Source organism: Alphaproteobacteria bacterium HT1-32, from assembly GCA_009649675.1.
Classification (GTDB): domain Bacteria; phylum Pseudomonadota; class Alphaproteobacteria; order Rhodospirillales; family HT1-32; genus HT1-32.
The window spans coordinates 412,792-425,557 of record WJPL01000003.1 but is presented as its reverse complement, the minus strand read 5'-3'; the positions used below and the strand labels follow the sequence as shown (position 1 = coordinate 425,557).

At 58.0% G+C, this 12,766-nt stretch carries 9 protein-coding genes; 6 read left to right on the top strand and 3 right to left on the bottom strand.

All coding sequences use genetic code 11. The annotated features are described in order from the left end of the window. Positions 1-317 precede the first annotated feature (317 nt). The gene (locus GH722_17380) at positions 318-881 is read left to right on the top strand and encodes a peptidylprolyl isomerase (protein ID MRG73545.1); all 564 of its coding nucleotides are present in this window, start codon (positions 318-320) and stop codon (positions 879-881) included. A 54-nt stretch (positions 882-935) separates the two neighbouring features. Here the strand turns inward: GH722_17380 and GH722_17375 are convergent, their stop codons facing one another. The 3 genes from GH722_17375 to GH722_17365 all read right to left on the bottom strand — a co-directional run bounded on the left by GH722_17375 (position 936) and on the right by GH722_17365 (position 4,553). Continuing rightward, positions 936-1,616, bottom strand: a complete 681-nt coding sequence (locus tag GH722_17375) for an FCD domain-containing protein (protein MRG73544.1) — start codon at positions 1,614-1,616, stop codon at positions 936-938. A 139-nt stretch (positions 1,617-1,755) separates the two neighbouring features. Next, the gene (locus GH722_17370; protein ID MRG73543.1) at positions 1,756-3,393 is read right to left on the bottom strand and encodes a UbiD family decarboxylase; all 1,638 of its coding nucleotides are present in this window, start codon (positions 3,391-3,393) and stop codon (positions 1,756-1,758) included. Positions 3,394-3,494: 101 nt separating this feature from the next. Next, the gene (locus tag GH722_17365; GenBank protein MRG73542.1) at positions 3,495-4,553 is read right to left on the bottom strand and encodes a hypothetical protein; all 1,059 of its coding nucleotides are present in this window, start codon (positions 4,551-4,553) and stop codon (positions 3,495-3,497) included. Positions 4,554-4,781: 228 nt separating this feature from the next. Here GH722_17365 and GH722_17360 point away from each other — a divergent pair, with 228 nt between their 5' ends. Genes GH722_17360 through GH722_17340 form a run of 5 tightly spaced genes read left to right on the top strand, consistent with a single transcriptional unit; the run spans position 4,782 to position 12,760 of the window. Further along, a complete protein-coding gene (locus GH722_17360; protein MRG73541.1) occupies positions 4,782-6,806 on the top strand; it encodes a hypothetical protein in 2,025 nt (674 codons plus the stop codon). Positions 6,807-6,843: 37 nt separating this feature from the next. Then, entirely contained in the window at positions 6,844-8,613 is a 1,770-nt protein-coding gene (locus GH722_17355) for a thiamine pyrophosphate-binding protein (GenBank protein MRG73540.1), read from the top strand. Between the two features lie 17 nt (positions 8,614-8,630). Continuing rightward, on the top strand, positions 8,631-10,970 hold the full coding sequence (locus tag GH722_17350; GenBank protein ID MRG73539.1) for a molybdopterin-dependent oxidoreductase: 2,340 nt from the start codon (positions 8,631-8,633) through the stop codon (positions 10,968-10,970). Continuing rightward, positions 10,922-11,917 carry an ABC transporter substrate-binding protein gene (locus GH722_17345; protein MRG73538.1) on the top strand — a complete coding sequence of 332 codons (996 nt, stop codon included), beginning with the start codon at positions 10,922-10,924 and terminating at the stop codon, positions 11,915-11,917. The genes GH722_17350 and GH722_17345 overlap by 49 nt, the downstream gene beginning before the upstream one ends. Positions 11,918-11,938: 21 nt before the next feature. After that, on the top strand, positions 11,939-12,760 hold the full coding sequence (locus GH722_17340; protein MRG73537.1) for an alpha/beta fold hydrolase: 822 nt from the start codon (positions 11,939-11,941) through the stop codon (positions 12,758-12,760). Positions 12,761-12,766 lie beyond the last annotated feature (6 nt).

Below are 12,766 nucleotides of genomic sequence, written 5' to 3'. Positions count from 1 at the left end.
ACGGCCTGACGTTCCATCGCGTGATTGACGGTTATTTTGCGCAGGGCGGTGACCCGAAGGGTGACGGAACAGGGGGAACAGGGATAACCATTCCGGCTGAATTTACCAGTACCCCGCATGTTCGTGGTTCCGTGTCCATGGCGCGCAAGAAAAGTAACGATAGCGCCGACAGCCAGTTCTTTATTCTGATGACCGATATTCCTTCCTTCAATGGGGAGTACACCTATTTTGGTGATGTCATCAGCGGTATGGAACATGTTGACCAGATCAAACGCGGGAACCGGAAGAAAAACGGCCGGGTGCTTCACCCGGATGCGATGATCAGTGTGCGTATTGCTTCAGATATTATTGAAGCCGAGGAGAAGGCAAAGCAGATTGCCTCGAAGCTGACGGATATCGGGGATGCCGAGAATACGCTTATCATGCAGCTTGCCGGCGGGCCGGTTGTCATCAAGATGTTTCCGGAAGCCGCTCCAAACCATGTCGCGCATATCAAGTCGCTCACCCGGAAAGGATTTTATGACGGGCTGGCATTTTTCCGCGTCATTGATGGCCTGATTGCACAGACCGGAGATCCGACGAATTCCGGCCGTGGCGGTTCCGGTCAAACGCTGAAATCAGAGATTTCTGACCGGTTGCATAAACGCGGAACCGTCTCGATGGCCCTCCGGGGGACTGATCCGGACAGTGCGGATAGTCAGTTCTTCATCGTTTATGATGACGCCCCGAGATTCGATGGCCGCTATACAGTCTGGGGTCAGGTTGTCGAAGGAATGGAACTGATTGATGACCTCAAAAAGGGTACGCGGCGAACCAACGGTATGGTCACCAGCAATCCTGATCGCATTCTGACAATGCAGGTTGCCTCCGACATCATCTGATTAATCGGCAAGTCATCGTTTTCTCATTGTGATGACAACCGCCTGGCGGCGTTCTCAGCTTTCGATGAGGCTGAGGGCTGACCGGGCTGCGTTATGGACATGGTTGCGTGCAGCCTTGACCGCACGTTTGGTGTCGCGGTTACGAATGGCTTCCGTCAGCTCTTCTATTTCAACGATGCTCTGGACCTGACGTTCAGGGCGTGAAACTGACGGGGCGCGTAATTGCGATGTCCGTAATGACAGCTTGTTGAGAATTTCAGAGGCAACATTGTTGTCGGCGACGACACAGATATGATCATAAAACCGGCGCTTTGACTCCAGTATCTCGAAACGCGCGCCAAGGCGATAGGCTTCCACCAGTGCGGTTCCCCATTCGGACATCACCAGAACATCCTCGTCGGTCGCCTTTTCGATAAACTGCTCGACTGTGATCGCCTCGATTTCTGCCCGGATACGATAAATATTCTCAGCATCGCGATAGCCGATCCGGGCAACCGTCAGGCCACGGTTTGATACATGGGTCAGTACGCCGTCGGCCTCCAGTTCACGCAGTGCCTCCCGCAGGGAGGTCCGGCTGACTTCAAGCTGAAGGCAGAGGTCTTTCTCGACCAGTCGTTGTCCGGGGCTGAGAACGCCACGTTCAATGGCGCGACGTACGGACTGAATGATGCGCAGACGAAGGGGGGCGACCTGTTGTCGTATCGGAACGAGGATATTGTCCGCAGCCTCTGGCATCTGTTTTGTCTTTCTGTTCTTGCGATCTGCGATAATCGCTGACCTACAATATGTTATACCTTTATTCTATGACCAATTCGACAGGTTGGTGTTCAGTGCGTCCTGTCAGCAACAAATACCGGGTCGGAGCGCGGAAGGTCTACTTCTTCACGGCGCGTATCGGCGTCTCGGGCTTCAGGCCTCCCTGCTTCTGGCTGAATGTTTCAACACCGGAAATAGCCCAGTCCCCTGCAGTCGCCCGGTCAGCATAGGTGGTCCAGACATCATCCCAGTCACCGAGGTCATAGCCATACCAGGGTGGTTGCGGGGACAGGCGAGGGAGTTCAAGCTCATCCCATATTTCCTTTGCCCGGGTCATATAGGGTTCGGCGGGCAGGGCCAGTGGCGGCATGTCATGTTTCAGAGTCGCATCAATCATCAATGTCCCGTCGGAGCCGGCGCCGCCTGACTTTGGCCCGTGACCGCCAGAGCGGTACGGCATGGTGAGCACATCTGTCGTGATGTTGGAGCGATAGGCAATCGACCAGAAAATCGCATCGGCATTGTTCGGGTCAATATCCTCGGAAACGGCGATGACGACCTTGCCACATTGTGCCTGCAAGGTTGCCGCGCCATTCAGCCCGCGCCAGACTTCTGTCTGTGGTGCCGACCGGTCAAACTGGAGGAAGATCACCTTGCGGATATTCGTGAGGGGTTCATGCATCACCACCCGTTTGATGCCTTTGACGTTCAGAACCTTTTTGAGGTGGTTCAGGAACAGTGGTTCATAAGCGACTTTCTTCAGCACGCTGGATTCGCTCGGTGTTACCTGACTGATAATCGAGACGAAAACCGGTTTGTGGCGATGGGTGATCGCAGTGACCTGCATGGACATATTGAAATCTTCAAGTGCCACATGACCATGGCTTTCACCAAACGGGCCTTCAGGTTCCAGATATTCCGTGCTGATAAGTCCTTCTATGATGATTTCACAATCGGCAGGAACCTCCAGATCAACGGTCTTGCAGCGGACGACCGGAACCGGTTTGCCGATCAGGCCACCGGCAACAGCCATTTCATCCTGGTCGATCGGCAGCTTCTGGGGGCCGGTAAACAGGATGGCCGGAGCACAGCCAACAACGATGGCAACCGGCATTGGCTGGCCCATTGCCTGATATTTCAGCCAGTGCTGATAACCGCCCGCACCGCTGAGCCGGGTGGCCATCCGGACCCCCATGCGGTCCGGAGCTTTCAGCTGGGCACGGTAGGTTCCCATGTTTCGAATGCCGTTTTCCGGATCTTTTGTCACAACCAGAGTCGCTGTGAGATAGGGCGCGGCATCAAATCCGGGCGTCGAGATGGGAACAGGCAGGGCCGTCATGCCGCCATCCGGGCGGGTCAGGTCCTCGCCGGTCATGACAACCTGCTGGCAGGGGGCTTCGTCAACCAGTTCCGGTTCAATGGGGTTGGTAACGGCCCGCAGCCAGACGTCGCCAATTTCCTCAACGGGAACGCCAAGCCCGGTGGCGTAGATCTCCGGTGAGGCACCGAGGGCGCCGACGGCGACCGGAATGTCATACCGGCGGCCTTTTGAATCTGTAATATTGTTGAAGACGAAGGCGCGGCGTGCGGTTTCCGGCAGACCACCCTGAAACTGCCACCGGGCGAGGGGGTGCAGTTCGGTGTCCTTGTTTATTTCGCGGTCGATATCAACAAGAAGGCCCCTGGCCCGAAGCAGATTGAGATGTTCCTGCATGTTTGCCGGGGCGCCGGCGGCTGTTCTGGTTGCCTTGGCCATGTACCTGTTGTCTCCGGATTGGCAGCTGATAAGCAAATTTTAGACAGGTTCGCCACGACCGGGACAAGCCCGACCGTGGCGTAACCAAATTGAGAGAAGGTCTAGTTGGCCTTTTCTGATGCTTTTGAAGTATCCATCGCGGCAATGGTCGCAGCGACCAGTTCCGGATCGGCACTCATGATTTCAGCATTAACGGCTTCCATCGCTTCGCCGGTTGCCGGATCAATAATGGCCTGGCGCTTGGCAGCGTCTGCAAGGAAGTCAGGGTCTTTGACCATTTCCTGAAAAGCCTTCCGAAGTGCGGTGATAACCTCTTCCGGTGTGCCCGGAGCGGCCATCATGGAACGACCAAGCGGAGCAGCCGAGGATGCAAAACGCAGCAGGCGTTTGGCCTTCGGATCATCGGTCAGATCCTGCAGCAGCGGGACATCCGGCAGATCCGGGTCACGGTCGACACCAGCCTGCATGACGATCTTGATCGTGCCGTCGGCAATGGCGTCAGTGTCGTTGGCTTTGAAGGTTGCCCAGTTTGCCGAGAACATATCGACTTCACCACGCAGCATGGCGATCTTGGAAGCGGAAGATCCCTTGTAGCCGCATATCAGGCGATACTTGTAGCCGAGGACATTCTCGACCAGTGCCGGCATCTGTGCGCTGCGGGCCGCTTTACCGGTGCAGGCGACAATCGTTTCCTTGTGGGCCATTTCGTCTGTTGTCTGTGCCGGCGCACCTTTCCGGATCGCAAATGCGGAGTTCGCACTGGCATAACGCCCGATATAGCGAAAATTCCTGGCATCCCAGTCTGCGCGTTTCGGTGTGAGCAGCTGAATATGTCCGAGCGTGTCCGGCAGAACGGCGACGGTCAGGCCGTCAGGTGCTGTCTTGTTATAGAAAAAAGCAGCCCCTTTGCGGCCGCCGCCGCCCGGCATGTGCTGGACGATGACATCAGGGTTGCCGGGAACAAATTTGCTGAAATGTGCGGCGGTCAGCTGGGCATACAGATCGTAAGAGCCTCCCGGCGGATGGCCGATGAGAATGGTGAGGGTTTTGCCTTTGTAGAGATCGGCGACGTCCGCCATGGCTGCGCCGGGTGTGGCCGCCGCAAACAGGGCCAGCGCCGCGGCGCCGGCCTTAATCAGTCCAGATACTCGCATCGTCATTCCTCCCGGGAATATGGTTCATGACCTTCAGGTCATTTTTGATCATTTGAAAGAATAACCGGATTCGCCAGTGAACGCGGATTACAGCCGCTTTCGCCGGAGAGCCAAATTTTCTTGCTAGTCATATTGTCATACATTATTACAATCATCAATGGGGTAAAATGCAGCGAACAAGGCTGCTGGCGACCAAATGTCGCGGAAACCGGATGGGGTTAGGGAAGCCAGATGATTCTTGATGCAGCGACGCAGGCGCTCGGAATAATTACCGAGCCCTACCGGTTAATGTTCGTTGCATTCGGGACCTTTCTGGGGCTGCTGATTGGTGTCATTCCCGGCATTGGCGGACTGGTCGGTCTGTCTCTTTTGCTGCCGCTGACATTCTCAATGGACCCTTATACGGCACTGGCCTTTCTGGTCGGTGTTCAGTCGGTAACGACGACATCGGATACCATCCCGGCAGTGTTGTTTGGTGTGCCGGGTACGGTTGGTTCCGCGGCGACCGTTCTTGATGGCCATCCGATGGCAAAGAATGGTCAGGCGGGCCGGGCCTACGGGGCGGCTTTTACAGCCTCTGTCGCGGGAGGCCTGTTCGGGGCGTTTGTTCTGGCCCTGACCATACCCTTGCTGCGCCCCTTCATGCTGTCGATTGGAACGCCTGATCTGCTGGCGGTGTGCCTGCTTGGCCTGACTCTGGTTGTCGCACTCAGCCACGGGGCATTGTTCAAGGGGATCGTTGCGGCTGCTCTCGGCCTGCTGCTGGCAACAATTGGTGATGAGCCGCAGACGGGTGAACTCCGCTGGACTTTCGATATGATTTATCTCTGGGACGGCCTGCCGCTGGTCCCGCTGGCGCTTGGTCTGTTCGCAATTCCCGAGATCATTGATCTTGCAACCTCGAAAAAGGCAATTGCGGAAGGTGCGGGAAAGCCGAAAGCCTGGCAACAGCTTGAAGGTGTCCGGGACGTTCTGAAAAATTGGTGGCTGGTGCTTCGCTGCTCTAGCATCGGGACCGTGCTGGGTGCCATTCCCGGTATGGGGGCGTCGGTTATTGACTGGGTTGCCTATGGTTACGCGGCCAGAACCGAGAAAGGCGCTGCGGAAAGCTTCGGTAAGGGCGATGTGCGGGGCGTTATTGCCTCCGAGAGTTCGAACAATGCAAAGGAAGGTGGGGCGCTGGTTCCGACGCTGGCATTCGGCGTGCCCGGATCGGCCTCTATGGCATTGCTGCTCGGTGCCTTTCTGATCCACGGGATTACGCCCGGGCCGGGGATGCTCGACAAGCATCTGGATATGACTTTCACCCTGATCTGGACGGTCGCGCTGGCAAATATTCTCGGTGCCGGTGCCTGTTTCATGTTTGCCGACAAGTTCGCCAAAATTGCCGGTGTTCGTCCGGGAATGCTGGTTCCGCTGGTATTTGGTATCATGGTGGTCAGCGCCTATCAGGGGTCTAAGGACTATGGCGACCTGCTGTTGCTGCTGGCGATCGGCACGCTTGGCTGGGTCATGAAGCGTCTCGGCTGGCCGCGTCCGCCGCTGATTCTGGGTTTTGTGCTTGGCGGGCTGGTCGAGAACTACCTGTTCATTTCGCATTTGCGCTATGGCGTCGACTGGATGTTGCAGCCAATCCCGATGGTGTTGTTCGCGGTGATGGCGCTGATGCTGTTCAAGCCGCTGGTCGGGCGATTTATGAAAACCCCGGCGAAAGGCAGTGACAGCAAGACCTCCGGCATGTCCGTGGCCGGGAAAGCGTCTTTCGGTCCGCATGCGCGGGGCGGTATGCTGGTTGCTGATCTGACACTCTGGGTGCTGGTTATTGCGATGATGATCTATGTCATCGTCTCTTCCAGCCCTTGGGAGCTGTCCGCAAAACTGTTGCCGCAGGCTGTCGCTGTTGCCGGTCTTATTGCCGCCGGGTTTTTCGGAATTTTCGCCGTGATGGGGCGTATTCCTCCGCTGAAGGAAATGTCAGATGCGCTGCCATTGTCCGGAACCCTGGTACAGGCCGCCTGGGCTGTCGGGCTGATTCTGGCAGTGCCTTTGATCGGCATGCTGCCGGCGATGGTTCTCTATGTCTTTGCCTACATGGTGTTGCAGGGGGAAACCCGGCCTCTGAAGGCGCTGGTTATCACAGTTCTGTTCAGCTTTGCGACTTACGGCCTGTTTCACCTGATGCTGCACGTTCCCTGGCCACAATCCTATCTGGGCGACCTTCTGCCCGGCCTGCGGTCGTTCAGTGGCCGATTGATCTAATTCACAACATATCCACTCGCTTCAGGAGCCTCGCTCAATGAGTCAGTCCAATAAAACCGAAACCCCGCCAAACCTGAGCAATGCGCCGATTTACGGCAGTGATGTCATTGCTGATGCGCTGCGTGAACAGGGCTTCCCGTATATTTGTCTCAATCCGGGCGCGAGTTTTCGTGGGCTGCATGATTCAATCGTCAATTATCTCGGTAACACAAAGCCGGAGATGATTGTCTGCATGCATGAAGAGCATGCGGTCGGTATTGCTCAGGGTTACGCCAAGGTTACGGACAAGGCGCTGGCCGTGGCTGTGCACAGTAATGTTGGGCTGATGCATGCCAGCATGGGAATTTTCAATGCTTGGTGTGACCGCACACCGATGTTGCTGGTCGGGGCGACAGGCCCGGTGGATGCGGCGCAGCGGCGACCCTGGATTGAATGGATTCATACCACTATCGATCAGGGTGGCATGGTGCGTGGCTATACGAAATGGGACGACCAGCCGGCTTCTCCGGTTGCAGCAGTCGAGGCGATTCGCCGGGGTACACTGATCGCGAACAGCCGTCCGAACGGACCGGTATACGTCAATCTGGATGTGTCTGTTCAGGAAGAAGAACTGGAGTCCTATCCGGATCTGGATCCGATCGAACTGTTTCAGGCCCCGCGTGACCCGGAGCCGGACGCTAGAGATATCGAACAGGCGGCAGACATTCTGATGAAGGCCAAGCGGCCGTTCATCTTCTGTGGCCGGTCAAGCCGTGACGAGGGTGCCTGGGCAGATCGCGTGCGCTTTGCGGAATTACTTGGTGCCCGGACAACGACCCATATGAAGCTTCCGGCCGGGTTCCCGTCCTCACATCCCGCCTTCGTCGGCGAAACCGGCTGGCGACTGAAAGGGCGTGTGATGCAGGCTATTCAGGAAGCCGATGCTGTTATCATGCTCGACTGGCTGGACGCCGGTAATGCCATTAAACTTGCCTTCCCGCCGGGTTCGCCGCGTCCGCCGGTGATCGGTATATCCAATGATGTGCAGATTCATCGTGGCTGGAATATGGATTATGGCGGGCTTCCGGCACTTGATCTGAATATTGCGACCGTTCCTGAAACCGGTGTCCGTCGTCTGATCGAGGCACTGGAAAAACGGGGCCGTACGGCAGAGAAGGCCGCTCCCCGCAGCTTCCCGGTGACGGCGCCAGCCGCATCCGGGGAAATCGGCCTGATGGACCTTGCCAATGCCTATGCCATTGCCAGTGAAGGACGCAACCTGACCATTACAGGGCGTCCGCTGGGCTGGCCGACAAATGCGAATGTCATCGAACATCCGCTCGATTTCCTCGGTCATACCGGCGGTGGTGGTCTTGGGGCGGGGACGTCGATTGCGGTCGGTGTGGCGCTGGGACTGCGTGAAAGCGGCTCCGACCGGCGGACAGTGGCGATCCTGGGGGATGGTGACTACACCATGGGCCTGACGGCGATCTGGAACGCGGTGACGCTGAAACTGCCGGTCCTGTTCCTGATTGCGAACAATCATTCCTATTACAACGACGAAAATCACCAGATCCACGTCGCGGAACGGCGGGGACGTCCGGTTGAGAACGCACCTGTCGGGCAGCGCATGGAAGGTCCGGCACCGGATCTGGTTGCCCTTGCCCGTGCGCAGGGGCTTGAAGCGGCGGGACCGGTCACGGATCTGGCTGATCTGCCGGCGGCACTTGAAACGGCGCTGGACCGGCTGGAAGCCGGAGCGGCCTACGTCCTCGATGTGCATGTCCGTGCTGAATATATCAACAAGCCGATGGTCGATATCACGTGAGCAATATCAGGTTATCCATGATCGAGGCATTCCGTCATATCGGCCAGCCACTTCGCCGTAAGGAGGACCCGCGCCTGCTGACCGGGAAAGGCCGTTTCACGGATGACTTCAATCAGCCCGGCCAGACCTATGCGGCAATTGTCCGCTCACCCTATCCGCATGCCCGAATTCTTGGGGTCGATAAGGCGGCGGCACTGGCGTCGCCCGGTGTTCTCGGTGTCTTTACCGGCGCTGATGCGCTGGAGGACGGGCTTGGTCCGATTCCGCATAACCCTGTGCCTTCAACGAATTATGACATGAAGCTGAAGGCCCCTGACAAGGGTGAGGTGTTCATCGGGCCGCATTATCTTCTGCCTGCCGATAAGGCGCGGCATGTTGGTGAAGCGGTGGCCATTGTCGTCGCAGAGACAGCCAATCAGGCACTGGATGCGGCAGAACTGGTCGACGTGGATTACGAGGAATTGCCACATGTTGCCCGTGCTGATGATGCCCTTGAGGGGGATGCGCCGTCGGTCTGGGACGAAAACCGTTCCGGCAATCTGCTGATCGATACCACGTTCGGGGATGTTGAGGCGACGGATGCCGCTTTTGCGACGGCGGCACATGTGGTTTCCGCCGATTTTCATATCGACCGGGTTACCGGTGTACCGATGGAACCGCGTGCGGCGATCGGCAGCTACGATCCGGACAGCGGGCGCTACGTCCTGATTGCGGGAAGTGGCGGCGCGGTGCGTCAGAAGCATGAGCTGTCGACGGTGCTCGGCGTTGCCCCGGATCGCCTGCAGGTGCTGTCCTATGATGTCGGCGGTAATTTTGGCACCCGTAACCGGGTCTATGTAGAATTCGGACTGGTGTTGTGGGCTGCGCGAAAGGTCGGACGGCCGGTCAAGTTCACGGCTACCCGTTCGCAGGCTTTTCTCAGCGATTATCAGGGTCGTGACCTGATGAGCCATGTTGAACTGGCGCTCGACAAGGATGGCCGGTTTCTGGCGTTGCGGGCTGATAACATCAGCAATGTCGGCGCGCGCTGCGTCTCGCTGTCACCGCTGGGCAAGGGATCGGCACTGGTGACGGGAACCTATGATATTCCGGTCGCAACCATGCGGGCGCGGGCTGTTTTCACCAATACAATGCCAACCCAGGCCTATCGCAGTTCCGGTCGCCCGGAAGTGACTTTCGCAATTGAGCGGATTGTCGAGATGGCGGCACGCAAACTGGATATGGATATCATTGAACTGCGTCGTCGCAACCTGATCCCGGCAGACGCCATGCCGTACCGAAATGCGGTTGGCGCGTTGTATGACAGCGGTACCTACGAAGCGAATATGGACCGCGTTATCGAGATGGCTGACTGGGATGGTTTCGAGGCCCGGCGCCGGGAAGCGGAATCACGCGGGATGCTGCTGGGACGGGGCTTTGCGAATTATGTTGAGTCCTCCACCGGATCGCCGAAGGAGCGGGCTGAGATTACCGTGAATGGCTCCGGTGATATTTCGGTTGTCATTGGCACACAGCCGAGCGGGCAGGGGCATGAGACCAGCTTTGCGCAGGTCGTGGCTGAGGTTTTATGTGTGCCGGTTGAAACCGTGACCATTGTGCTGGGTGATACGGATATTGTCAGCGTCGGTGGTGGATCGCATTCCGGCCGCTCCATGCGACATGCCGGAACCGTGATGTTGCAGACAGCTGAAGAATTGCTGGAAGATGCCCGAAACAAGGCTGCCACCCTGTTTGAAGCGCCTCCGGAGGCTGTTGAGTTCGATGACGGACATTTTGCTATCCCCGGTACCAATCAGACCATCAGTCTTGTCGAACTGGCGAAGGTCAGCGAGGATGGCCAGCTGTTCGCCGCCCGGACAAACGAGATGCATCAGCCGGTTTTCCCGAACGGTGCAGCACTTTGCGAGATGGAGATTGATCCGGATACGGGCGTGCCGACCATTGCCCGCTATTTCACGATTGATGATGTCGGGCGCTGTATCAATCCGATGATTGTCCATGGCCAGACCCATGGCGGTATTGCGCAGGGGGTCGGCCAGGCAATGTGGGAGCATTCCTACATCGATCCGCAGTCGGGTCAGCCGCTCTGTGGTTCCTTTATGGATTACGGTATGCCGCGTGCGGATGCCTTGCCTGACTTCGAGACCGAGATTGCCGAAGTTCTGTCACCGACCAATCCGCTGGGTATCAAGGCGGGCGGCGAGGGCGGAACGACACCGGCGCTGGCGGTGATTGTCAATTCCGTCGTTGACGCCCTTCGCCCCTACGGGGTTGAGGACATGTCGATGCCAGTCACCCCCCACAAGATATGGCAGGCCATTCACGGCGCCAAAGCGAAACAAGGAGATACCGAGTGACCTCATCAGCCGATCTGACGCCTTTGCGCATCATTGCCTTTCCGGGCGCACCGAACCTGCCGGTTTTTGCCGCCATCGAGCAGGGATATTTTGCAGAGGAAGGGGTCGCGGTTGACCTGACCACGACACCCAGTTCCGTCTTTCAGTTCGAGAAACTGAATGCGGGCGAGTTCGATATTGCCATGACAGCTTTCGATAATGTCGTGGCTTATCGCGAGGGGCAGGGGGCGTTCAGCATTGAGGGTGACGTGGATTTCGTCGCACTGATGGGCGCGACCCAGATCGAACTTGGCCTGATCGCGGCAAAGGATATCAAGACCATCATTGATCTGAAGGGACGCAGTCTGGCACTGGATGCGCTGGCGACCGGTTTTGCCTTCATTCTTTACGAGATGCTGGCGAAGGCCGGGTTGCGGATTGAAGACTGCCCGATGGTTCCTGTCGGTGCGACCCCAACACGATGGGAGTCGGTGCGCGACGGCGTGCATGCAGCGACACTGGGGATTGAGCCTTTCACCAGCATTGCCCGCAATGCCGGGTTTCCGATCATCGCCAGCAGCGCCGATGTGACCTCCAGCTATCAGGGCGGCATTGTTGCGGCGAAACAGTCCTGGGCCCAGGCCAATGCGGCAACTGTCGAGGCTTATCTCAAGGGCTATCTCCGGGGGCTTGCGTGGGTACTGGACCCGGCGAACCATGATGCGGCGGCAAGCCTGCTGTCAGCAAAGATGCCGGCGATCAAGCCGCAGGCCCTGCCGGCGGTGATGAAAAGCCTGCTGTCGCCGGCATCCGGCCTGACCCCGGACGGGGCCATTCTGCGCGATGGTATCAGCACCGTGCTGGATCTCCGTTCCCGTTATGGTGGCGGAGACGTTCTGAGCGATATCGACAAATATCTCGACCTTTCATTCTACGAGCGCGCCCGTGCGGCTCTCGCAACCAGCTGAAGATCAGGGAGACCGTGGCTGATGACTGATATGACTGTACGCGAAGGCCGGGCCCCGATGTCCGATGGTGCGGAAATTTTCTACAAGATCTGGGGTAACCCGAATCCGGAACGACGTATCCTGCTGGTGCATTCGCTGGCCATGACCGCCGATTTCTGGGCGGAAACCGCAGCGGCGGGACTGGCGGCCAGCGCCGAAGTGCTGGCGGTTGACTGCCGCGGGCATGGTCGCTCATCGAAACCGGCCGGTCCCTATACGGTTGAGCAGATGGCAGACGATCTGGCGGCGCTTATGGACCAGATTGGCTGGGAGTCGACGGCGATTGCCGGGGCCTCGATGGGGGGCTGCATCAGCCTCACTTTCGCTGGTCGTCACCCGTCACGTACCCGGGCACTGGGCATGATCGACACGACTGCGGGTTATGGCCCGGAGGCGGTTGACGCCTGGGAAGGGCGTGCGACCAAGGGCCTGACCGAAGGCATGGCCAGCATGATCGGTTTTCAGAAATCCCGGTGGTTCAGCGAGAAGTTCATTGAGAGCAATCCGGACAAGGTGGCCGCAGCGATCGAGGTCTTTGTCGCCAATGACCCCGCAGCCTATGCCGAATCCTGCCGCATGCTGGGCCGCTGTGACCAGAAAGCGACCATGGCAATTCTCCAGATGCCGGCCACCATCCTGGTGGGCGAGGAAGACTACGCCACGCCCGTGGTTATGGCTGAGGAGCTCTACAAGGGCATTGCCGGCTCAACCCTGCATGTGATGCCCAACGTCCGCCACTTCACCCCGCTGGAAGTACCGGGGGTGATTGCGGCCCATCTGACGGCACTGCTCGACCGGGTCTGAGGCTTT